The following is a 21,600-nucleotide window of genomic DNA, read 5'->3' as shown; positions in this document are numbered from 1 at the left end:
CATCCGTCGACGGCGGCAGCGCCTTGTCTCAGACCAGTTCGCGCAACTGTTCGATCAGCTTGACGCGCTCGGCGGCGGTGGCCGCCATCGGCACCACGTTGAGGACCGTGACGCCCGCCTCCCTAAACGCCGCGACGCGCTCCTTGACATAACCGGCCGGACCGACCAGGGAGATGTCCCGGACCAGCTGGTCCGGCACCGCCTTGGTCGCGGCCTCCTTCTCCCCCGCCAGGTACAGCTCCTGGATGCGATCGGCCTCGGCGCCGTAGCCGTATTTCGTGGCCAAGGTGTGGTAGAAATTCTTGCCCTTGGCGCCCATGCCGCCGATGTAGAGCGCCAGATGCGGCTTCACGAACTCCAGCAGCGGGTCCACGTTGTCCCCGATGGCCAGCGCCGGGCCTGCGTAGACGTCCAGGTCACCGAGGACCGGATCGCGCTTGGCGAGACCGGCGGTGAGCGAGTCCGCCCACACCTCCTTCGCCTTCTCCGGCAGGAAGAAGATCGGCTGCCACCCCTCGGCGATCTCGGCGGCCAGTTCCACGTTCTTCGGGCCGAGCGCGGCCAGCAACACCGGAATGCGCTCGCGCACCGGGTGGTTGATCAGCTTGAGCGGCTTACCGAGGCCGGTGCCCCGGTCGGCGGGCAGCGGGATCTGGTAGTACTTGCCCTGATATTCCAGGCGCTCGCGCCGCCAGACCTTCCGGCAGATCTCCACCAGTTCGCGGGTGCGGCCGATCGGCGCGTCGTAGGGCACGCCGTGGAAGCCCTCGATCACCTGCGGACCCGACGCGCCCAGCCCGAGCACGTAGCGTCCGTCGGAGACGAAGTCCAGGCCCGCCGCGGTCATGGCGGTCAGGCTCGGCGTGCGCGTGTAGAGCTGCAGGATGCCGGAGGCCAGCTGCAGGGTGGTGGTCTTGGCGGCCAGGTAACCGAGCGCGCTCACCGCGTCGAACGAGTACGCCTCGGGCACGAACACGATGTCCAGGCCCGCCCGCTCGAGGTCGGCGACTTCGGCCGCCGCCTCTTTGAAGCCCCCCGAGTAGTTGATGCTCAATCCGATCCGCATAGCACTCAACATAACGGCGGGTACGTCCCTGCCTCGCACCGGCCGGGTCCGATCCCGGCAAGGCGTGGTCACGCCCGAGGCGGCGGCGCCACGGGGTAGCGTCTACACGTAGTCCTTCCTCGCCGTAGAACGAAAGGCAATACGCACGTGTCGCAGCCCAGCTCGTCGTCCACGGAAACTGCGCCGTCCTCCGGCGAGGTCACCCTCGCGCAGTACCTGGGCGATCTGGCCGCCAAGATTCCCGCACCGGGCGGCGGCGCGGTGGCGGCGTTGCACGCCGCGCAAGGCGCCGCGCTCGTCGCGATGGTCGCGCGCTACACCACTCGCGCCAAGGACGTTGAGAACCGGCCGGTGATCGACCGGATCATCGAGGCCGCCGACGCCGCCCGCGAGCGCGCGCTCGCGCTGGCCGCCGCCGACGCCGCCGCGTTCACGGCCGTCGGCGCCGCCTACAAGCTGCCCAAGGACACCCCGGAGGACCTCGCAGCCCGCACCGCGGCGATCAATGCCGCGCTGATCGAGGCCGCCCGCGTGCCCGCCGAGGTCGTCGACGAGGCCGACGAGGTGCTGTCGCTGGCCGCGGAGCTGTTCCCGATCGGGAATCCGAACGTCGTCACCGACATCGGCGCTGCCGCCGACGCCTGCCGCGCCGCCGCGACCACCTCGCAGCTCAACATCGAGATCAACCTGGCATCGCTGCCCGCCGCCGAGGGTGACCGGTTCGCCGCGGTCCTGATCCGGATCGAGGAGCTGACCGCGCGGGCGGACGCCCTGCACGCCGACGTCGTGCACGCGGTCCGCCGATAGCCGCACCATCGCGCAGGGCCGCCCGTTCAGGCGGGCGGATTCCAGGCGACCAGTACGACCTTGCCGCGCACCCGTCCCGATTCGCCGAGTTCGTGCGCCTTCGCGGCGTCCGAGAGCGGCAGCGCCTGGTCGATCGTCGCCCGGAGGTGACCGCGCTCGACCATCGTGGCGATCTCGCGCAGTGATACCGCAGAGGGTTCGACATAGAACCGCTCGTAACGCGGGTCTGCTTCCGCGTCCGAACCCTGGGTGTCGATCAACCTGCCGTCGGGACGCAGCACCGGAAGGGAGCGGGACCCGTACGCACCGCCGACCAGATCGAGCACGAGGTCGACGTCGCGCACCGCGGCGCCGAAATCGACCGCGGTGTAGTCGATCATCTCGTCGGCGCCGAGACCGCGCAGGTACTCGTGGTTGACCGCACGCGCGGTACCGATCACATGCGCTCCGCGATGCCTGGCGATCTGCACCGCCAGATGCCCGACGCCTCCCGCGGCCGCGTGCACCAGCACGCGCTCCCCAGCACCGAGCGCGGCCAGCGCCTGCCAGGCGGTCAGCGCCGCAGTCGGCAGTGCCGCCGCGTGTACCAGATCGATGTTCCTCGGCGCCGCCGCCAGCGTGTGCGCCTGCGCCACTACGTATTCCGCGTTCGCTCCGCCGAACACCATGCCGTACACGGGAGCGCCGATCGCGAACCTGTCCACCCCGGCACCGAGTTCCTCGACGACACCCGCCACATCGAGTCCCAGCGTCAGCGGTGGATCGCCGAGCTTCCCGATCAGTCCGGCGCGCACCTTCCAGTCGGCTGCGTTGACGCTGGTCGCGGCGACCCGTACCAGCACCTCCCCCGGGCCGGGCCGCGGCCGATCCACCTCGACCACCTCGAGGACTTCCGGGCCACCGAACGCGTACTGCGTGATTGCGAGCATGTACCGATTCTGTGGCCACCTGGTACCTTTCGGGAAGAAGGCACCTTCTTGATACCGAGGTTCCCTATGGATACCGCATGTGACCGGCCGGAGACCGGCAGCCTGGTCGAGAGCTACCTGCATCACTGCCCCGCGCGGGAAGTGCTCGCCGTCCTCGCCGACAAGTGGGTGATGCTGGTGCTGAGCGTCCTGCGCTCCCATGCCGGGCCGATCCGCTTCAACGAACTGCGCCGCCGCCTCGACGGCATCACGCAGAAGATGCTCACCCGAACCCTGCGCAACTTGGAGCGGGAGGGCCTCGTGCGCCGGGCGGTCTATCCCACGGTGCCGCCCCGGGTGGAGTATTCGCTCACCGAACTCGGTGCGAGCATCGGGGCGATCAGTCACGCCATGGGCGTCTGGGCCGTCGAACACCAGGACCGAATCGTCGCCGCGCGGGCGGAATTCGACACGCGAGCCGCGGCCGAACCGGAACCGCTGCCACGCGGACTCGCGCGCTGACCGCCTCGTCGGGCCCGGCCGCAAGACTCGAGCGACTCACTGCCGTTTCGACCGCACCCGGCGGGGTACGCGGTCATTGGTGGGCCTATCCCCCCGCACAACCGGACCATGGACCGGTTCTATCTGTGGCCGAGTTGATCATGGGGCCCTAAAATGTTCCTTGCCTACCACACCAGCTCGAAGGGGTGGACGCCATGAGGAGCGCCATTCGGTACCTGTTCCTCGCGACCGTGATCGTGGCACTGGCCGCGTTCGGGTCGGGTGCGGCGGCCGCGACGATGATCGTGCGGCCGACGCCTCCGGTGGCAGCGATCGGACCCTCGAACGGCCAGGTGGTGGGCGTGGCTCATCCCGTGACCATTCGGTTCGCCGCACCTGTCACGGATCGCGCGAAGACAGAACAATCCATCGACATCAGAACGACCCGGCCGTTGCCGGGCACATTCGCGTGGACCGACGATCGCGAAGCCGTGTGGACGCCGAGCGGGTTCCTGCCCGCCGACGCCACCGTCCTCGTCTCGGTCGGTGGCGTACGCACGGAATTCCGTACCAACGCAGGTGTTTTCGGCGAAGCGAACATGTCGGCGCATACCTTCACGGTTACCGTCGGCGGCACCGTCGTCCGCACGATGCCGGCCTCGATGGGCAAGCCGGGGTACGAAACACCGGCCGGCACCTGGCCGGTGCTGGAGAAGTTCCGTTCCGTCGTGTTCGACTCCCGCACCATCGGCATCCCGCTGAGTTCGCCGGAGGGCTACGTCATCAACGGCGAGTTCGCCGAGAGGCTCACGTGGGGAGGCGTTTTCATCCACTCGGCGCCGTGGTCGGTAGACCAGCAGGGTTATGCGAACGTCAGTCACGGCTGTATCAACCTCTCCCGCGACGACGCCGAATGGGTCTATCACACGATCGGCGTCGGCGATCCGGTCGTCACGCACTGGTGAGCGGCGCCCTCCGCCGGGTAGCGTCTTGCGACATACCCGAGGGGAGGGCCATCCTTGCGCGAGTTTCCGATCCCACCACCGCGTGACGCGAAGGAAGCCGAGTTCCAAGACCTCTGGGGGCCATGGGCTCTCGTCACGCCGCGCGATGTGAGCGAGGTCCTCGGCGACATCGACGCCCCGTGGTGGATCGCGGGCGGGTGGGCGATCGACGCATGGACCGGAACGCGGCGCGAGCACAGTGATGTCGACGCGTCGATGTTCCGTGCCGATCTGCCCGCTCTGCGCACCGCGGCACGAGGCCGCTTGCACATCTGGTCTGCCGGCCCGGACGGCATTCGCCCCGTCGATGACCGCTTCCCCGCCTTGCCCGAAAGCGCCGACCAGGTCTGGCTGCGGGCGAACGCACGGTCTCCGTGGCTGATCGACCTCCTGCTGAATCCCGGACAGCGGGGCGCCTGGGTCAACCGGCGCGATCGGACCATGGCCGCACCCCTCGACGAGGTGACCTGGATCGCGGACGATGGCATCCGCTACCTGAATCCCGAGTTCGTGCTGATCTTCAAAGTGAAACAGGCCCGGCCGAAGGACCGCGTCGACCTCGAACGGACCTGGCCGGAGTTGAGCGCCGCCCAGCGCACCGTGGTGCGGACCTACGTGTCCGACCACTACCCCGAACACGAATGGCTGGCTCTGCTGAAGTGACACCCGCCCACCGGCCACCTCGAGGCCGGGTGGGAGACCCGCCGGTATCCTCCGGTGGGCGCCTGGCTCAATTGTGAACGGGGCAGGGCGTTCCCGCGTCGTGGCGATGCGGTTAATCTGACGGGGACCTGATGGAGGGCGGGGCGATGGATCGACCGGAGATGAGCGCGCGACCCGGCTACGACCGGGGAAATCCGTATGGCACCGGGGTGCCCGGGCAGGCGCCGGCCGGCGAGGAGTACCGCGGCGAGTGGGCCACGTGGGTGGATCGGCCGCAGGACCAGGCGCAGCCCGCCGAACCCGTGCACACGCAGGCGCCCGGGCCGGACGAGTACGAAGATCAATTCGCGGGACTGATCGACCGCTCTCCCGCGCCGCGTAAGACGCGCCGGTGGGCGGTACCACTGCTCGGCACGCTCGGCGTTGCCGCGCTCGGCTTCGCGGCCTTCCTACAGTTCGGGACCGGCGGCTCCGACCGGCAGGCCGCCGCACCGGTCTCGTCCGCGCAGGGCACCGCTCCGGCGGCGCCGATCGCACAGTGCCCCGCCGAGCGGGTCGGCAACCGGATTCAGGGCAATGGCGTGGGCGGCTTCGATTCCGGTCCGGCGGTGATCTTCGCCTTCCAGCACGCCTATTACGTGGACCGGTCCGGCGAGCAGGTCCGCGCAACCACCACCGCGGACGCCTCGGTACAGGCCGCCGACGCCATCCAGCGCGGCATCGACAGCATCCCCGCGGGCACCACCCACTGCGTGGCGATCACTCCCGGCGCGTTCGCGGGCCAGTACACCGTGGTGGTCACCGAACATCGCCCCGGGCAGCAGCCGGTCACCTACAACCCGCAGGTCGTCACCACCACCAAGGACGGCAGCCGCACGCTCATCAGCGCCATCGCCCGGGGGTGAGGCGGCTTCTCAGGCGGAGCCGCTCGGCCGGTCGGATTCGGCGGCGGTCACGACGTGGCGCATCAGCAGGGCCGTGGTGACCGGGCCCACGCCGCCTGGAACGGGGCTGAGCCCGGCTGCCTTGCCGCGCACCGACTCGGCGTCGACATCGCCGACGATCTTGCCGTCGGGAGCCTCGTTGGTGCCGACATCGATGACCACCGCACCCTCCCGGACGTGCTCGCCGGCGATCAGGCCGATGCGGCCCGCCGCGGCGACGACGACGTCGGCGGTGGCGGTCACGGCGGCGAGGTCGGCGGTGCGCGAATGGCACACCGTGACGGTCGCGTCTTTCGCCAGCAGCAGCTGCGCCAGCGGCTTCCCGACGACGTTCGAGCGGCCGACGACCGCGACGTGCCGGCCGGTCAGCGGGATCTCGTGGTGTTCGAGCAGTTCGACAACGGCCTCGGAGGTGGCGGGGACGAAACCGTCCAGCCCGGTCGCGAGCAGGCCGAGCGACAGCGGGCTGACGCCGTCGACATCCTTGGACGCGACGATCGCGGAGCTCACGTCGTCGAGCGTGACACCCGCCGGGAGGGGCGTCTGCAGCATGATCGCGTCGGTCGCCGAATCCGCACCGCGCGCGGTGAGTTCGGCGCGGATCTCCTCGGCGCTCGCCTCGGGGCCGAGATCGACCGTGTCGCAGGCTATTCCGAGTCGCTCGGCCGCCTTGCGGAGCGAGTTCACATACCAGGTGCTCGCCGGGTCGTCGTTCGCCACCACCAGGGCGAGGCGCGGGGCGGCGCCGCCGTCGGTGAGCGCGGCGGCGCGGGCCTTGGTGTCGGCGTTGATTGCGGCGGCGAGTTCCTTGCCGGACAGCGAAACGGTATCCACGTTGACACAGCCTAACGGGCGCGGCCGGGCGCGTTCCTCCCCAGCCCACGTCCGGCGATGCAAACTCGGGGCAATCACACGGCGAGCCTGACTCGAGCAGGCCATGCGACCACAGCGAGGCCGAACGGCGCACGCAGCCGGGCGTTAGTCGCCGACCACGGCACGCCGGTGGCAGGTCCGGCGGCACCGCCGCACCGCCGACGACGCCGGCGAACAGCCGCCTCGGCACTTCCCCAGTGCGCGACTGTGATTCAAGTAGTTTCGAACGCCTTCGGATCCGAAAGAGGCCGCCGCGATCCTTCCTCGAAAACGAACCAACGCCCCGGTTTCACCCCCGGCACGCGCACCGGGGCGACATCGCGGGAGCCGGTGCGCGAATTGCCGGTTGGACGAAGAGTTCGCCCGTATGGTATTTCGTGTTTGCCCCAGCTAACTGCTAGCACGTGCCAACCCGTTCCACAGCGGAAAGGTGACGACTGTAGTGATGATCTCGAGGCAGTGGAAACTTCTCGTCGCGGCGTCGTTCGCCGCGTTCTCACTCACCGGCCTGGCCGGTGTCCCCGCGCACGCCGCGCCGGAGACCGACGCCCTGTACAACTCCGCCCAGCGCCACTTCACCAACGGCGACGACGCCGCGGGCCGGGCCGACCTGCGCAATCTGATCGGCGCCGACCCCGCCGACGCCGAAGCGCTCGCCTTGCAGGCGATCTGGTCCGACTACGCCGGTGACCTGCCCGCGTTCGTGGACGCCATGGCACGGCTGCACGTGGTCGATCCGGGCTTGGCACAGGGCACCGACAACGTGCTCGGCGCCGTGCGCGCCGCGGTGGGCACGTTGCCGAACCCGCTGCCCGCGCTGGCGGGGCCGCAAACCGGCATCGTCGTGCTCGGCTACGGCCTGTTGCCGGATGGTGCGTTGCGCCCCGAACTGGTGAACCGGCTCACCGCGGCGTGGTTGCAGTCGATCGCCGCTCCGCTGTCGCCGATCGTCGTCACCGGCGGGAATCCGCAGAACGGCATCACCGAGGCCGAGGCCATGCGCGACTGGCTGGTCTCCCACGGCGTGGCGCCCGCGCGCATCCACGTGGAGAGCCGCGCGGGTTCGACCGTGCAGAACGCGCTGTTCAGCACGAGGCTGCTGCGGGATGTCGGTGCGACGAGCGCGATCGTGGTGACCTCGCCGAACCACATCCGCCGTGCCGTCGCCGATTTCGTCGTCGCGGGCACCCGGGTCGTCGGCGCGACGACCTCGCTCGAACAACTGGTTTCGCAGCTGCCGCCGCCCGGCAAGCCGGGCCAGCGCGGCATCTATCTCGACGCCACGCGTACCTTCCAGCTCAGCACGGCACGCTAGTTGCCGGCCGATCGGGATTCGCGCCGTGCGCGCCGGTCCCGATCGCCGTGGAAATTCGTTGGCGGCGTCCCGCGTGGGCGCGGCAGGATGGCCCGGTGACGTCAGCCGGAAATTCCGATGTGGTCGCCCGGCTCCGGGCGGCGGGCTGCGTGTTCGCCGAGGACGAGGCGCGACTGCTCACGGCCGCCGCCGCGGAGACCGGCGTTGCGCTGGAATCGCTCGTCGCCCGGCGCGTCGCCGGTAGCCCGCTGGAGCACCTGCTCGGCTGGGCGGAGTTCCACGGGCTGCGGGTGGCGGTGTCTCCCGGCGTCTTCGTGCCCCGGCAGCGCACCGCGTTCCTCGTCGACCGCGCGGTCGAGCTGATCCACGCCCGGACGGGTCATCCGGTGGTGGTCGATCTGTGCTGCGGTTCCGGCGCGCTCGGGCTGGCGGCGGCTCGGATCGCCGCCGACGAAGGTCGTCCGGTCACGCTGGCGGCCGCCGACATCGATCCGATCGCGGTCGAGTGCGCCCGCCGGAATCTCACCCCGCTCGGCGCACCGGTCTACGAAGGGGATCTCTTCGAGCCCTTGCCCGGGGAATTGCGCGGTTGTATCGACATCCTGCTCTGCAACACCCCGTACGTGCCCTCGGAGATGATCGCGCGGATGCCGCCGGAGGCCCGCGACCACGAACCACGCACCGCCCTCGACGGCGGCCCGGACGGCTTGGACGTCTTGCGCCGGGTCGCGGCCGAGGCCGCCGATTGGCTGTCTCCGGGCGGGCATCTGCTCGTGGAGTCCAGCGAGGATCAAGCGCCGACCGCGCTCGCCGTGCTGGCGGAGAACGGTCTCGCGGGCCGGGTCGCGGCATCCGAAGAGCACTACGCGACCGTGGTCATCGGCACCCGTCCACGCTGACCGCCGCGGCCACCCGTCGAGGAAGCGCCGTACACCATTCGAGCGGTGCGGCCCAGGAGTTCACCGCGCCGCGCTCTACTTCCCGCGACCGGTGAACTCGTCCATGGAGTGGTAGACGCCGACCGTGTCGAGGAACAGGTCACGCAGCTTGATCGGCAGCAGGCCGGAGATCGCCTTGTTCAGCCGCGAGGTCCACGGCAGCACGACCAGCGGGGCGCCGTTCTTCATCTCCCGCCACGAGGTGTCGACCACCTTGTCCTGGTCCAGGATCGGGGTGAACAGGAAGCCCTTGGCGCCCTCGAACATTCCGGTGTTGATGTAGGTCGGGCAGACCGTGGTGATCTTCACGTGCTCGTGGCCGGCCTGTTCCAGTTCGATGCGCACCGAGTCCGACCAGCCCAGCGCCGCCCACTTGGAGGCGGCGTACACGCTCATGCGCGGGTTGGACACCAGGCCCGCCGAGGAGGCGATGGTCAGCACCCGCGCCTCGGTGGTTCCGGCGACCATGGCGGACAGGAACTCGAGCGTGACGTACATCGGGGCGAGCGAGTTGATCGCCATGGTCTTGTCGATGTCGGCGCGGTTCTGCGTTTCCCAGAAGTAGTTGTTGCCGCGCACGATGCCGGCGTTGTTGACCAGGATGTCGATGCCGCCGACCTGCTCGCGCACGCCGGCCGCCGCCTCGGTGATCGCCTCGGGCGAGGCCACGTCAACCACGAAGTGATGAACGGCGCTGCCGCGGCCGGTCAGCTCGGCGGCGGTGTCCTTCAGCGCGGCCTCGTTGATGTCCCACAGCACCACCGCCGCGGCGCCTTCGCGCACCGCGCGCTCGGCGAACAGCTTGCCCAGGCCCATCGCGGCCCCCGTGACCAGGACCCTCTTGCCCGCCACCGTGTCCAGTTTCATCCGTACCGCTTCCTGATCCGTGAGTCGTGCGAGTTACTTCTGCCGAAGCGCTTTCATGACGCCGAAATACAGCGTCATCGTCTTGGCCCAGAGCGCTTCGGACATGCCGGGCAGCGGAGCGATCGGCACTACCCGCTGCACCGCGATGGTCTGGGTGTCGATGTACTTGAGCAGGCCCTCGGGACCGTGCCTGCGTCCGGTGCCGGAGATGCCGAGTCCGCCGGACGGCGCGTCGGCGCTGCCCCAGGCGGCGATGAAGCCCTCGTTGACGTTCACCGAGCCCGCCTCGATCCGCGCCGCCACCTCCCGGCCGCGGGCGGTGTCCTTGGTCCAGACACTGGCGTTGAGGCCGTAGGCGGTGTCGTTGGCCTGTTCGACGGCTTCCTCGTCACTGCTCACGCGGTAGATCGAGACCACGGGGCCGAAGGTCTCCTCGCGGTGGACCGTCATGCCGGGCCGCACGCCGGCCAGCACGGTGGGCTCGTAGAAATACGGTCCGAGGTCCGGACGCGCGCGACCGCCCGCCAGCACCGTGGCACCCTTGGCCACCGCGTCGTCGACATGCGCGACGACCGTGTCGAGCTGGCGCTGGAAGGTCAGCGATCCCATGTCGCTGTGGTAGTCCAGACCGCCGCCGAGCCGGATGGCCTCGACGTGCCCGACGAATTCGGTGACGAAGCGGTCGTAGACGCTGTCGTGCACGTAGATGCGTTCCATCGACTCGCACAGCTGTCCCGCCGAGGCGAAGCAGGCCCGGATGGCGATCTTGGCGGCGCGTGAGACGTCCGCGTCGGCGAGCACCAGCAGCGGGTTCTTGCCGCCGAGTTCGAGCGAGTAGCCGATCAGGCGCTCACCCGCCTGCCGGGCGATGGTCCGTCCGGTCGCACTGGAGCCGGTGTAGTCGACGTAGTCGGCGCGGGCGATCACCTCGCCGCCGATCACCGATCCGCGGCCGAGCACCGCCTGCCAGAGCCCGCGCGGCAATCCGGCGCGCACGGCGGCATCGATGGCCCACAGCGCGGTGAGCGCGGTCTGGTTGTCCGGACGCGCCACCACCGCGTTGCCCGCGACGAGGGCGGGCAGCGCGTCGGAGGCGGCCAGCGCCAGCGGGTAGTTCCACGGCGAGATGACCGCGACCACGCCCTTGGGCCGATGCCGCACATCGACCTGGGTGAGCACGGGAAGCACCCCGCGCGGTTTGCGCGTGGCCAGCAGCCGGGCGGCCACCGAGGCGTAGTACCTGGCGTTCACGGCCACGTCGCCGACCTCGTCGAAGGCGTGGGCCCGCGCCTTGCCGGTCTCGGTCTGCACGATGTCGAGGATGGCGTCCTGCTCGGCCAGCACGATGTCGTGGAATCGGCGCAGCACCGCGATCCGTTCCCGCACCGGACGTCGCGCCCACTGGCGCTGGGCTTCGCGGGCGGTGGCGAACGCGGTCTCGATGTCGTCGGCGGAGGATTGCGGCAGATCGACGATCTTCGCGCCGGTCGCGGGTGCGAACACTTCGACGGCGGGTGCGCCTCCGGCGACGGCGTGCGCGAGCAACGGCTGCACCAGTGACGGGGACAGCGCGTCGGCGGTGGCCGGTTGGGAGGCGGTCGTCATGGTCGGCCCTCTCGAGGACGGTGGACCGCGCCGCGGACGCGCCCCATTAAATGAACAGTGGTGTTAGATTAATATCTATGTCACACCTCGTGTCAAGCTGTTCGTCGTGGCGCACAGGGATCCCGGGGGCCGCGTTGTGAGGCGGCACTATGCAGGCTGAGCCGACGGCCGCGCGGCGCGGCAGGCCGCCGCAGACTCAGGAGCAGGCCGAGGAGGTCCGCGCCCGGATCGTGCTCGCGACGGCCGAGGTGTTCACCCGCACGGGTTCCCGTGGGCTGAGCGTCGCGCAGATCATCGAGCAGGCGGGCCTGGCCAGGCCGACCTTCTACCGCTACTTCGGCAACGCGAACGAACCGCTCCTCGCGGTGCTCGACAGCTCCAACGAGGGGTTGGTCGGCGGCATCCGCGCGGCGTTGGCGGGCACCGACGAGCCGGTCGAGCTGGGTATTCGGCTGATCGACGCCTACCTGGACTGGGCGCGCGGGCACGGCCCCATGCTGCGGCCGCTGTTCGCCGAGCTGCACGATCCGGGCTCGCCGGTGTCGGCGTACCGCGAGCGCGCGCTCGACGACATCCGCGATCTGGTGCGCGAGACGTTCGCCGAGCTGGGCAGGCCGGTGCCGAGCCCGCTCGACCTGGACGCGGCGCTGCACCTGTGCGAGTACGTGGTCTACCGGATCTCCGCGGGCACCGTGCCCGGCGCCGAACCGGACGCGGACACCGTCGCGGCGGCGCGCCTGACGATGATCCGCGTGCTCCTCACGACGCTCGGCACGCGCGTCGACGTGGAGTACGCGCTGACGCTGCCCGCGATCTTTCCCGCCGCGTCGTAGTCCGGCCCGCGCGTCAGCGCGGTACCGGGGTGACGGGATGATCGACGTCGATGACGCGCTGTTCGACCCGGTGGATCAGGTCGTGTACGCGCGGGTCCCGCGCCAGCCTGCTGTCCAGCACCACGTTGATCACGCCGCGGAACAACGCGTAGGGCTCCCACTGCGGCGGCGCGATGGTGCGCGCCGCGCGCCGGGCGATGCCGTCGGCGATGGATTCCGCCGCGTCGCGCACGGTGATGCGCAGGTTGAGCGGCCACGGCAGCAATGCGCCCAGGTCGGCGCCCAGCTCGTCCTCGTCGAGCGTGCCGTGCGTCATCGCGGTGTCGACGATGCCGAAGTACGCCACGCCCGCCGTCGCGCCCACCGCGGCGAGCTCTACCCGCAGCGCCCGCCCGAACTGCTCTACCGCGGCTTTGCTCACCATGTAGGGCGAACCGGCCATGCCGGGCGCGAACGCCGCGGCGGAGGAGACCACGACGACGTGCCCTTTCGCGGCGACGATGTCCTCCAGCGCGGGATGCACGGTGTTGAACACCCCGGTCACATTGATGCCGATGACCCGATCGAAGTCGCCGGGGTTCATCGTCCGGATCGTGGCGGGCTCCGGCACCACGCCCGCGTTGGCCACCACGACATCGATCCGGCCGAAACGCTCGCGCACCCGGGAGATGGCTTCGCGCATTCCGATTCGATCGGAAACGTCCGCGCGCACGACCAGCGCACGCTCCCCCATCGAGCGCCCGACGGCAGCGGCGGCGGCCTGGTCGATGTCGATCAGCGCCACCGAAGCGCCCGAGGCATAGAGTTTCTCGGCGAGCGCGCGGCCGATTCCGGTGCCCGCACCGGTGATCACCACCACCCGATCGCGCACATCCAGCCGGTGCTCGGCAGGTGGGGACAGCAGCTGACGCAGCAGGTCGACGACCACGACGCTCACCCGGCCTGCAACTGGTAGGACTCCGGATCGAAACGGCTTGTGCGCCGCCGGTATTCGAAGCTCCAGTTCGGGTACAGACCGGCGTTGCCGCCGTCGGCGGTCTGGTAGTAGCTGCGGCATCCGCCGGTCAGCCAGGCGGTGTCGCGACTGCGCTCGGTCACCTCGTCGAGGAAGGCTCGCTGCACCTCCTCGCGCACATCGATCCGCTGGATGTTCCGCGCACGCATGGTGGTCACGGCATCGACGATATAGCGCACCTGCGCCTCGATCATATAGATCGCGGACTGATTGCCCGCCGCCCCGAACGGCCCCAGCGTGCAGAAGAAGTTCGGGAAGCCCGCCATCGCCGCACCGAGGTAGCTGCTCGGACGCTCCCGGTAGCGGTCCCCGATGGAGCGACCGCCGAGCCCGCGGATCCGGTCGAAAACCGCGGGCGGAACGCCGAATCCGGTGCCCCAGATGATCGTGTCCACCGCGTGCTCCGCGCCGTCGGCGGTGACGATCGACCTGGCGCGGATCTCCCGGATGCCCTCGGTGACCACTTCGACGTTCGGCCGGGTCAGGGCCGGATAGTAGGCGTCGGAGAAGATCGCCCGCTTACAACCGATCACGTAATCGGGGGTGAGTTTGCGACGCAGCCGCGGATCGCGCACCTGGCGCAGCAGCTGGAGTCTGCCCAGCGCCTCGTACGGATGCCGGAACCGCTTGTCCACGAAGCCGACCAGACCGAAGCCTTCGATGCCGGTGTAGAAGAGACCGCGGATCGCTTTGCCGAGCGCGGGGACCCGGCGCAGCAGCGCGCGTTCGGCGGGCAGCGTGCGGCGATCCAGGCGCGAGACGATCCACGGCGCCGAACGCTGGAACACCGTCAGCTTGCCCACCAGGGGCTGGATCTCCGGGATGAACTGCACGGCCGACGCGCCCGTGCCGATCACCGCGACGCGCTCGCCGGTGAGACCGTGTTCGTGATCCCAGTGCAGCGAATGGAATTGCGTCCCTTCGAAGGTATCCGCGCCCGGCAGCCGAGGGATCCGCGCCTCGCTGAACGGCCCGACGGCGGAAACCAGCACCGCCGCGGTCAGGTCGCCGCGACCGGTACGCAGCCGCCACAGCGTGGCCGCGTCGTCCCAGCGCGCCTCCAGCAACTCGACGCCGAACCGCATGTGCCGCACCACGTCGTGGCGCGTCGCGACCGACCGGAGGTAGGCGAGGATCTCCCGCTGCGTGCCGTAGGTGCGCGACCAGTTCGGATTGGGCGCGAAGGAGTACGAGTACAGCTGGGAGGGCACGTCACAGGCGCAACCGGGATAGGTGTTCGCCCGCCAGGTGCCACCCAGGTCGTCCGCGCGCTCGAGCAGCACGAAATCATCGATGCCCGCTTCGCGCAGCGCGACCGCCAGACCGATCCCGGCTATCCCGGCCCCGATCACGGCGATCGCCACGTGTTCCGGATGCGCAGCCATGTCTTCCTTCCCCACGCGGGCGCTTGGCCCGCCGAGCTCACAGATCCAGGTGGAGTTCGCCGCCGAGCGCCCGGGAGACGCAGGTCAGCATCGTCTCCGCGCGCTCGGATTCCAGCAGCGACCGGTCCCGGTGGTCCACCGCGCCCGCGAGCACCCGCGTCTTGCAGGTGCCGCAGAATCCCTGCTGACAGGAGTAGGCCACGCCGGGCAGCACACGGCGGATCGCGCTGAGCGCGGACTCGTCGGCCGCGACCTCCACGTCGAACCCGCTGCGACGCAACCTGATCCGGAACGGCTCGCCGTCGCGCACCGGCAGCGGCGAGAAGCGCTCGGTGTGCAGCGAGGCGGTCGGATCGTGCAGTGCGAGCACCGCACGCGCGGCCTCGGCCAGCGGCGGCGGCCCGCACACGTATACCGCGGCGCCGGGCGGCGTCTGCTCGAAGATCATCCGCGCGTCGGGCACGCCGTACTCGTCGTCCGGCCGCACCACCACGTCGCCGCCGGTGTAACGGGCCAGGTCGTACAGGAACGGCATGCGCGAGCGGGACCGGCCCAGGTACATCAGCCGCCAGGGCACTGCGGCGCGTTCGGCCGCGGCGACCATGGGCAGGATCGGCGTGATCCCGATGCCGCCCGCGACGAACAGATAGCACGGCGCCTCGACGAGCGGGAACGCGTTGCGCGGACCGCGCACGCACAGCCGGTCACCGACCCGCAGATCCCGGTGGATCTCCGCGGAACCGCCCTCGCCGTCGGCGATGAGACGCACCGCGATGCGGTAGAACCCGCGGTCGGCGGGATCGTTGGTGAGCGAATACTGCCGCTGCCGGCCGGACGGCAAGAAGACATCCAGATGCGCGCCCGGCGTCCACGCGGGCAGTGGGCCGCCGTCGGGGTGGCGCAGCCACAGGCTCACCACCCCGTCGGCCTCGTGCCCGATCCGGTCGACGACGACTTCGAATTCGTAGCCGGTGCGGCGGACCGGATCGGGACGCGAAAGCAATTGCGCGGCGTCGCTTTCGACGAACAGGCGCTTGTAGGCGTCGGCCGCCGAGCCGATCAGCCGCAGCGCGGCCCCGGGCTGGAACCGCTCCCCTACGGCGGTCACGAGTTCGCCGCCCGCGCCGCGGGTGACTGCGCGAGGTAACGCAGCGCGTTGTCCATCGGGCCGAGCTGCGACGGGTGGAAGCCCGGCCGCAGGTAGCGCGGAATCTCGGTGAAGAACGTCGTGAAGCTGGGCACCACGCCGCGCACCGACGCGCCGGCCAGCTGGAGCGGCCAGAATCGTCCTTTGTGCTGCGACGGGTCCTTGTGGAACAAGTAGCCCCCGGAGACGACGAACAGGACGAGCAATCCCGCGCTCGCGATGAGCGCCTGCCGCGCCTTGCGCGCGTATCCGCCGTCGACGTGCATGTACGCGTCGTAGACGACGCTGCGGTGCTCGACCTCCTCGGCGCCGTGCCAGCGGATCAGATCCAGCATCGCCGGGTGCATGCCCTTGGCTTCGAGGGTTTCGTTGGTGAGCAGCCACTCCCCGATGACCGCGGTGTAGTGCTCCATGCCCGCGAACAACGCCAGCCGCTCGCTCAGCCACTCCCGTTTGGCCCGGCCGGTCAATCCGTGGTCGCCGAGGATGCGGTCGACCAGCCAGCTCACGCGATCGACCATCGGGCCGACGTCCAGGCCGAGCCGCTCCAATTGCTCGCGCGCCTTCTCGTGCGAACTGGCATGCATGGATTCCTGGCCGATGAAGCCGCGGACTTCCTCGCGTAAGCGCTCGTCGTCGATCAGGGGTAACGCCTCGGCCAGCGCCTGCGCCATCGCGCGCTCACCCTCGGGGAGCACCAGGTGCATCACGTTGATGATGTGGGTGGCCATCGCCTCGCCGGGGATGTAATGCATCGGCACCGTGGCGAAGTCGAATTCCACCGCGCGCGCGTTGATGGCGTGTGTCTGGTCGGCGTATACGGCAGAACCCATCTCGCACCCCTCGTCATCGATCGGTGTCTTCGCAATGTATTGATGACATCAGGTGCTGTCAACATCACATGATGTCAATTCGGTGCTATGAGAGGATGACGCTATGGACCAAGCCGACGGGGCGATTCCGGGCATGCGCCGCTGGCGCGGGCAATCGCCCGCCGATCGCGTCGCCGCGCGCCGGGAACAGCTGGTCGAGGCGTGCACAGAGCTGATGGCGACCGTGGGCGCGGCCGAGACGTCGATGCGCGGCGTGTGCAGGCAGGCCGGACTCACCGAGCGCTACTTCTACGAGAGCTTCCCGAACCTGGACGCGTTGCTGACCACCGTGCTGGACACCGTCGTCCTCGGCGCGCGCGACCGGCTGCTCGACGAGCTGCCCAACGCGCCGATCGAACGCGACGCGATGTTCCGCCACATGGTCGGCGTCTTCACCGACTATCTGCTGGCCGACCGCCGCCGCGGCCGGATCATGTTCATCGAATCGCAGGCCACCCCCGTGCTCATGCCGCGCGCCAACGAACTCATCGGCTTGTTCACCGCGCCGATCGCGTTGACCATCAGCGCGGGCGACTACAGCCAGCCGGTGCCCGACGAGCACGACTACGCGCTCAACGCCAGCGCCATCTTCGGCGCACTCGCCTACCTCTACCGGCCCTGGCTGGACGGCGAAATCCCTGTCTCCCGTGAACGTTTCGACGCGCACGCCGCCGACGTCATCGAGCGGATCGCCACCGCGCGCTCCGCGTTGAGCACCGAAGCCTGATCCCGGCTCGCGCCGGTCACGAGCCGCCCGATTCCCTTCTGCCACAACCCGTTCGGCGCGAAGTCAAATCGAGCGACAAGCGATCCGCACCGAAGGCGCGGCGACAGTGAAGTCACTCACATCCGGCGAGAGAGACCTCGTGCCGACGACTCACGAACCGCCACCATCCGGCAATAGCCGATCGATAGCCATTCCGAAAGCTGCGCCGTCGCGAGCGGCGCGCGAGGCGCACAGCGTCGAACGCGAAATGCGGTGACAAACCGAATCAGCAGGTCGGATGGCAATACTGGCAAGCCATAGCCAGTCGGTCACCGGTTGGTGATACCTCACGAAACATGTACTTCTGGTCGTGATTTCCGTCTCAGACGGCGGCGCGAAATGATGGTGGCCATTCGTTGTTACCGTCGGGTAGTGTTCATCGCACCGACGATCAGAGTCGATCCGGAACCGTATATCTCAACGATTTCAGGAGCGCTCGTGTCTCCCCATTCTCGCTTCGAATCCATCGGCGCCTATCTGCCTTCCCGAGTTGTCACAACCGCGGAATTGCTTTCCGGGCTGAAAGAACCGCCTTCGTTCGATCTGGAGAAAATCACCGGCGTACGCGAACGCCGGGTTCGCGATACCAGGCCGGAAAGTCACGAGGACTCGTTCACGCTGGCCGTCAAGGCGGTAGAGGACTGTTTGTCCAGGTCAAAGTACGCTCCGGAGGAGATCGACGTAGTCATCTCCGCCTCGATCACCCGGAGCAAGCACGCGACCCGGGTGTATATGGAGCCGTCGTTCGCGGGTTCGATAAGTCGCCTTATCGGAGCCAAGAACGCCATTACGTTCGACATCACGAATGCCTGTGCCGGAATGCTCACCGGCACCTACATCCTGGACCGTATGATTCGGTCCGGCGCCGTTCGAAACGGCCTTGTGGTCAGCGGTGAGGCCATTACTCCGATCGCCGAGACCGCGGTCGCGGAGATTTCCCAGAAATACGATCCACAATTCGCTTCGCTGTCCGTCGGCGATTCCGGCTGCGCGATCGTGCTGGACCAGGCGGTCGACGAAAACGACATGATCCACTACATCGAGATGATGACCGCGGCGGAATACGCGCAGCTGTGTCTGGGCATGCCGAGCGGAAAGACGCAGGGCATCGCGATGTACACCGACAACCGCCGGATGCACAACGAGGACCGCTTCCTGCTCGGTACCAATACCCAGCGGAAATTCCTCGAGGCGCAGGGCAAGACCTTCGCCGACGAGAAGTTCGACTACGTGATCCACCACCAGTTCGGCGCCACGGCCATCCCGTGGATGAACGCGATCGCCGAGCGCGAGTTCGGCAGCCCGATGCCGCCGGATCTTCGGGTTATCGAGAAGTACGGAAATACTTCCACCACTTCACATTTCATCGTGCTGCACGATCAGCTCGGCGAGCAGAACATCCCCGCGGGATCGAAGTTGCTGCTGGTGCCCGCGGCCTCCGGCATCGTCACCGGGTTCCTGTCCACCACCATCTCGTCGCTGAAGGTCTGAGGTAGGTCATGAGCGTACGCATCAAGTCCACCGGCGTCAGCCGCGGCGGCGACACCAACAGCATCGTCGAGCACAGCGCCCGCGCGGCGAAGCGGAGCCTCGAGCGTGCCGGGGTCCTTCCCGAACAGGTCGGGCTGTTGATCAACGCGGGCATCTTCCGGGATTCGAACACCGTTGAACCGGCGGTGTCGGCGCTGATCCAGAAGGCGGCGGGCATCGGGCTCGAATACGCCAAGGACGACCCGCGCACCTTCTCGTTCGACCTGATGAACGGGGCGGTCAGCGTGCTCAACGCGGTCCAGGTGGCCACCTCCGTCCTGGAGACCGGCAGTGCCGAGCACGTGCTGATCGTCTCGGGCGACACCCACCCGTCGCTGCTTCGCTCGGTCGGCGACGAACGGTTCCCGTACGCCACCTGCGGCGCGGCGCTACTGCTCGAGCGCACCGACGAGCCGACCGGCTTCGGCCCGGTGCACACTGTCGCCGGGGAAGGCACGCCCGCCGTCGAGGCCTACGTCGACGTCTCGACCATGGGCAACACGGGTCGCGGCGCCATGACCGTGGAACGGGAGCCCGGCTTCGAGGACCGGCTGCTCGAGGTGGCCGTCGACGCCGCGCGGCAAGCGCTCGCCGAATCCGGGCACGCCTCGCTCGAGCGCATCGCCTTGATCGCCTCGACGCCGAGCCCGGAGTTCCCCAAGAGGCTGGCCGCCGCCCTCGGCATCGATCAGCGCGCGGTGCGCACTCCGGACCTGCGCGACGGCGACCCGCACACCGCGGCACTCACCGCGGCCTTCGATCTGGCGGTCGCGGATGACGCCTTCGCCGAGCACCACCAGGTGCTGTTCGTCGCGGCGGGGGCCGGTCCTTCGGCGGCGGCGGTGCTCTACCGATTGCCCGTCTTCGCCGGGGCGCCTGCGTGACAACGGGAACCTACTGGCAGGCCATCGATCGGTTCCGTGCGGTTGTCCGCACCGACCCCACCCGGGTGGCCGTGCGCTACGCGGACGGGGTCGGCCCCGATGGCCTGCCGGCCTACCGGCACCTGACCTATCGCGAACTGGACGCGTGGTCGGACACGATCGCCCAGCGGCTCGCGGCGTCGGGTGTCGGCACCGGGACACGCACCATCGTGCTGGTGCTGCCGAGCCCGGAGCTGTACGCGATCATGTTCGGACTGCTCAAGATCGGCGCGGTGGCGGTGGTGATCGACCCGGGGATGGGCGTGCGAAAGATGTTGCGCTGCCTGCGCGCCGTGGACGCCGAGGCGTTCATCGGCATCCCGCAGGCGCACGCGCTGCGCGTGCTGTTCCGGCGCGGCTTCCGCGGCGTCCACACCGCCGTCACCGTCGGCAGGCGGTGGTTCTGGCGCGGCGAGTCGCTGCGGGACTGGGGCCGCACGCCCACCGGCTCGGTCACCGCGGGCCGACCGGCCACCGAGGACGACCTGCTGTTCATCGCGTTCACCACCGGCAGCACCGGACCAGCCAAGGCCGTGCAGCTCACGCACGGCAATCTGGCCGCGATGGTGGAGCAGGTGCACGTGGCGCGCGGTGAGGTGGCGCCGGAGGCCTCGCTGATCACTCTCCCGCTGGTCGGTGTGCTGGATCTGCTCCTGGGTTCGCGCTGCGTATTGCCGCCGCTGATTCCGAGCAAGGTCGGCGCGACCGATCCCGCCCATGTCGTCGACGCGATCCAGAGGTTCGGCGTGCGGACCATGTTCGCCTCCCCGGCGGTGCTGATCCCGCTGCTGGAATACCTGCGCACCCGGCCGGCCGAGCTGAACACGCTCGACAGCATCTATTCCGGCGGCGCGCCGGTGCCGGACTGGTGCATCGCCGGACTGCGCGCGGCGCTCGGCGAGGACGCGAAGGTCGTCGCCGGATACGGGTCCACCGAGGCACTGCCGATGTCCACCATCGAGTCCAGGGAACTGCTGGACGGGTTGGTCGAACGGGCGCACCGCGGGGCGGGAACCTGCCTCGGCAGGCTCTCCCACCAGGTGCAGGCGCGCATCGTCGCCATCACCGACGACGCCATCCCGACGTGGAGCCGGGCCGAAGAGCTCGCGGGCGGGCTCGAGGACACCTGCGGGATCGGTGAACTCGTGGTCGCCGGGCCGAACGTCAGCGCCCGGTACTACTGGCCGGAACAGGCGAACGCGCTGGGCAAGATCGTCGACGGCGACCGGATCTGGCACCGCACCGGCGATCTCGCGTGGATCGACGATCAAGGGCGGATCTGGTTCTGCGGACGCAAGAGTCAGCGGGTGGTCACGGCGCACGGTCCGATGTTCACCGTCCAGGTCGAACAAGTCTTCAACACCGTCGCGGGCGTGGCCCGCACGGCGCTGGTCGGAGTCGGGGCGCGCGGAGTACAGCGACCGGTGCTCTGCGTGGAACCGACGCCGGGCGCGGACGCGCAGGTCGTCGAGGCCGCGTTGCGGGCCCACGGGGCGCGGTTCGACCTCACCAGGACCATCGACGACTTCCTGATTCACCCGTCGTTCCCGGTGGACATCCGGCACAACGCGAAGATCGGGCGCGAACAACTCACGATCTGGGCCGCCGAGCGGCTCGGAACGGACAACCGACGATGAA

The 21,600-nt window shown here is 69.3% G+C and carries 21 protein-coding genes; 12 read left to right on the top strand and 9 right to left on the bottom strand.

The window, feature by feature from the left end:
- Positions 1-28: 28 nt before the first annotated feature.
- Entirely contained in the window at positions 29-1,066 is a 1,038-nt protein-coding gene (locus tag ABZ420_RS18630) for an LLM class F420-dependent oxidoreductase (RefSeq protein WP_040867281.1), read from the bottom strand.
- 147 nt (positions 1,067-1,213) lie between these two features.
- Between ABZ420_RS18630 and ABZ420_RS18625 the strand changes: the two genes are divergently transcribed.
- Complete coding sequence (locus ABZ420_RS18625; protein WP_357123978.1) at positions 1,214-1,873, top strand: cyclodeaminase/cyclohydrolase family protein; 660 nt, start codon at positions 1,214-1,216, stop codon at positions 1,871-1,873.
- Between the two features lie 26 nt (positions 1,874-1,899).
- Here ABZ420_RS18625 and ABZ420_RS18620 read toward each other — a convergent pair whose 3' ends face one another.
- Positions 1,900-2,802, bottom strand: coding sequence for an NADP-dependent oxidoreductase (locus ABZ420_RS18620; protein ID WP_357123975.1), 903 nt, complete (start codon positions 2,800-2,802; stop codon positions 1,900-1,902).
- A 66-nt stretch (positions 2,803-2,868) separates the two neighbouring features.
- Between ABZ420_RS18620 and ABZ420_RS18615 the strand changes: the two genes are divergently transcribed.
- From ABZ420_RS18615 to ABZ420_RS18600, 4 genes are all read left to right on the top strand, one after another.
- On the top strand, positions 2,869-3,303 hold the full coding sequence (locus ABZ420_RS18615; protein ID WP_357123972.1) for a helix-turn-helix domain-containing protein: 435 nt from the start codon (positions 2,869-2,871) through the stop codon (positions 3,301-3,303).
- A 194-nt stretch (positions 3,304-3,497) separates the two neighbouring features.
- Positions 3,498-4,247: a L,D-transpeptidase gene (locus ABZ420_RS18610; protein ID WP_357123969.1), complete on the top strand. Its 750-nt coding sequence runs from the start codon at positions 3,498-3,500 to the stop codon at positions 4,245-4,247.
- A gap of 54 nt (positions 4,248-4,301) precedes the next feature.
- Complete coding sequence (locus ABZ420_RS18605; protein ID WP_357123966.1) at positions 4,302-4,949, top strand: hypothetical protein; 648 nt, start codon at positions 4,302-4,304, stop codon at positions 4,947-4,949.
- 161 nt (positions 4,950-5,110) lie between these two features.
- Positions 5,111-5,854 (top strand): hypothetical protein, encoded by a 744-nt coding sequence (locus ABZ420_RS18600; protein ID WP_357123963.1) that lies wholly within the window; start codon positions 5,111-5,113, stop codon positions 5,852-5,854.
- A 9-nt stretch (positions 5,855-5,863) separates the two neighbouring features.
- Here the strand turns inward: ABZ420_RS18600 and ABZ420_RS18595 are convergent, their stop codons facing one another.
- Positions 5,864-6,727, bottom strand: coding sequence for a bifunctional 5,10-methylenetetrahydrofolate dehydrogenase/5,10-methenyltetrahydrofolate cyclohydrolase (locus ABZ420_RS18595; RefSeq protein ID WP_357123959.1), 864 nt, complete (start codon positions 6,725-6,727; stop codon positions 5,864-5,866).
- A gap of 484 nt (positions 6,728-7,211) precedes the next feature.
- On the opposite strand from ABZ420_RS18595, the gene ABZ420_RS18590 reads away from it, so the two are divergent.
- Positions 7,212-8,081: a YdcF family protein gene (locus ABZ420_RS18590; protein ID WP_357124262.1), complete on the top strand. Its 870-nt coding sequence runs from the start codon at positions 7,212-7,214 to the stop codon at positions 8,079-8,081.
- Positions 8,082-8,176: 95 nt separating this feature from the next.
- Complete coding sequence (locus ABZ420_RS18585) at positions 8,177-8,980, top strand: putative protein N(5)-glutamine methyltransferase (protein WP_357123957.1); 804 nt, start codon at positions 8,177-8,179, stop codon at positions 8,978-8,980.
- 75 nt (positions 8,981-9,055) lie between these two features.
- Here ABZ420_RS18585 and ABZ420_RS18580 read toward each other — a convergent pair whose 3' ends face one another.
- Both ABZ420_RS18580 and ABZ420_RS18575 read right to left on the bottom strand, forming a co-directional pair.
- Positions 9,056-9,886, bottom strand: coding sequence for an SDR family NAD(P)-dependent oxidoreductase (locus tag ABZ420_RS18580; RefSeq protein WP_357123954.1), 831 nt, complete (start codon positions 9,884-9,886; stop codon positions 9,056-9,058).
- Between the two features lie 33 nt (positions 9,887-9,919).
- The gene (locus ABZ420_RS18575; RefSeq protein ID WP_357123951.1) at positions 9,920-11,491 is read right to left on the bottom strand and encodes a succinic semialdehyde dehydrogenase; all 1,572 of its coding nucleotides are present in this window, start codon (positions 11,489-11,491) and stop codon (positions 9,920-9,922) included.
- Positions 11,492-11,640: 149 nt separating this feature from the next.
- Here ABZ420_RS18575 and ABZ420_RS18570 point away from each other — a divergent pair, with 149 nt between their 5' ends.
- Positions 11,641-12,324 (top strand): TetR/AcrR family transcriptional regulator, encoded by a 684-nt coding sequence (locus ABZ420_RS18570; RefSeq protein WP_357123948.1) that lies wholly within the window; start codon positions 11,641-11,643, stop codon positions 12,322-12,324.
- 13 nt (positions 12,325-12,337) lie between these two features.
- On the opposite strand, the gene ABZ420_RS18565 is transcribed toward ABZ420_RS18570, so the two are convergent.
- Genes ABZ420_RS18565 through ABZ420_RS18550 form a run of 4 tightly spaced genes read right to left on the bottom strand, consistent with a single transcriptional unit; the run spans position 12,338 to position 16,704 of the window.
- The gene (locus tag ABZ420_RS18565) at positions 12,338-13,261 is read right to left on the bottom strand and encodes a short-chain dehydrogenase/reductase (RefSeq protein ID WP_357123946.1); all 924 of its coding nucleotides are present in this window, start codon (positions 13,259-13,261) and stop codon (positions 12,338-12,340) included.
- Positions 13,258-14,724 carry an NAD(P)/FAD-dependent oxidoreductase gene (locus tag ABZ420_RS18560; RefSeq protein ID WP_357123943.1) on the bottom strand — a complete coding sequence of 489 codons (1,467 nt, stop codon included), beginning with the start codon at positions 14,722-14,724 and terminating at the stop codon, positions 13,258-13,260. The genes ABZ420_RS18565 and ABZ420_RS18560 overlap by 4 nt, the downstream gene beginning before the upstream one ends.
- 37 nt (positions 14,725-14,761) lie before the next feature.
- Positions 14,762-15,787, bottom strand: a complete 1,026-nt coding sequence (locus tag ABZ420_RS18555) for a PDR/VanB family oxidoreductase (protein ID WP_357124259.1) — start codon at positions 15,785-15,787, stop codon at positions 14,762-14,764.
- Positions 15,788-15,828: 41 nt separating this feature from the next.
- Positions 15,829-16,704, bottom strand: a complete 876-nt coding sequence (locus ABZ420_RS18550; RefSeq protein ID WP_357123940.1) for a metal-dependent hydrolase — start codon at positions 16,702-16,704, stop codon at positions 15,829-15,831.
- Positions 16,705-16,807: 103 nt separating this feature from the next.
- Between ABZ420_RS18550 and ABZ420_RS18545 the strand changes: the two genes are divergently transcribed.
- The 4 genes from ABZ420_RS18545 (at position 16,808) to ABZ420_RS18530 (ending at position 21,599) form a co-directional block, all read left to right on the top strand.
- Positions 16,808-17,470 (top strand): TetR/AcrR family transcriptional regulator, encoded by a 663-nt coding sequence (locus tag ABZ420_RS18545; RefSeq protein ID WP_062976835.1) that lies wholly within the window; start codon positions 16,808-16,810, stop codon positions 17,468-17,470.
- A gap of 477 nt (positions 17,471-17,947) precedes the next feature.
- A complete protein-coding gene (locus ABZ420_RS18540) occupies positions 17,948-19,000 on the top strand; it encodes a 3-oxoacyl-[acyl-carrier-protein] synthase III C-terminal domain-containing protein (protein ID WP_357124256.1) in 1,053 nt (350 codons plus the stop codon).
- Positions 19,001-19,008: 8 nt separating this feature from the next.
- The gene (locus ABZ420_RS18535; RefSeq protein WP_357123937.1) at positions 19,009-19,923 is read left to right on the top strand and encodes a hypothetical protein; all 915 of its coding nucleotides are present in this window, start codon (positions 19,009-19,011) and stop codon (positions 19,921-19,923) included.
- Positions 19,920-21,599 carry a fatty acid CoA ligase family protein gene (locus ABZ420_RS18530; RefSeq protein ID WP_357123934.1) on the top strand — a complete coding sequence of 560 codons (1,680 nt, stop codon included), beginning with the start codon at positions 19,920-19,922 and terminating at the stop codon, positions 21,597-21,599. Before ABZ420_RS18535 ends, ABZ420_RS18530 begins: the two co-directional genes overlap by 4 nt.
- Position 21,600: the final 1 nt, after the last annotated feature.

This window comes from Nocardia sp. NPDC005745 (genome assembly GCF_040630775.1).
In the GTDB taxonomy this organism is placed as follows: Bacteria; Actinomycetota; Actinomycetes; order Mycobacteriales; family Mycobacteriaceae; genus Nocardia.
This window is presented reverse-complemented; position numbering and strand designations above follow the sequence as displayed.

Excerpts from the sequence above, each read along its gene's own strand:
- ABZ420_RS18630 (WP_040867281.1), bottom strand. The coding sequence starts at position 1,066 with ATGCGGATCGGATTGAGCATCAACTACTCGGGGGGCTTCAAAGAGGCG.
- ABZ420_RS18620 (WP_357123975.1), bottom strand. The coding sequence starts at position 2,802 with ATGCTCGCAATCACGCAGTACGCGTTCGGTGGCCCGGAAGTCCTCGAG.
- ABZ420_RS18615 (WP_357123972.1), top strand. The coding sequence starts at position 2,869 with ATGGATACCGCATGTGACCGGCCGGAGACCGGCAGCCTGGTCGAGAGC.
- ABZ420_RS18610 (WP_357123969.1), top strand. The coding sequence starts at position 3,498 with ATGAGGAGCGCCATTCGGTACCTGTTCCTCGCGACCGTGATCGTGGCA.
- ABZ420_RS18600 (WP_357123963.1), top strand. The coding sequence starts at position 5,111 with ATGAGCGCGCGACCCGGCTACGACCGGGGAAATCCGTATGGCACCGGG.
- ABZ420_RS18590 (WP_357124262.1), top strand. The coding sequence starts at position 7,212 with ATGATCTCGAGGCAGTGGAAACTTCTCGTCGCGGCGTCGTTCGCCGCG.
- ABZ420_RS18580 (WP_357123954.1), bottom strand. The coding sequence starts at position 9,886 with ATGAAACTGGACACGGTGGCGGGCAAGAGGGTCCTGGTCACGGGGGCC.
- ABZ420_RS18575 (WP_357123951.1), bottom strand. The coding sequence starts at position 11,491 with ATGACGACCGCCTCCCAACCGGCCACCGCCGACGCGCTGTCCCCGTCA.
- ABZ420_RS18570 (WP_357123948.1), top strand. The coding sequence starts at position 11,641 with ATGCAGGCTGAGCCGACGGCCGCGCGGCGCGGCAGGCCGCCGCAGACT.
- ABZ420_RS18560 (WP_357123943.1), bottom strand. The coding sequence starts at position 14,724 with ATGGCTGCGCATCCGGAACACGTGGCGATCGCCGTGATCGGGGCCGGG.
- ABZ420_RS18550 (WP_357123940.1), bottom strand. The coding sequence starts at position 16,704 with ATGGGTTCTGCCGTATACGCCGACCAGACACACGCCATCAACGCGCGC.
- ABZ420_RS18545 (WP_062976835.1), top strand. The coding sequence starts at position 16,808 with ATGGACCAAGCCGACGGGGCGATTCCGGGCATGCGCCGCTGGCGCGGG.
- ABZ420_RS18535 (WP_357123937.1), top strand. The coding sequence starts at position 19,009 with ATGAGCGTACGCATCAAGTCCACCGGCGTCAGCCGCGGCGGCGACACC.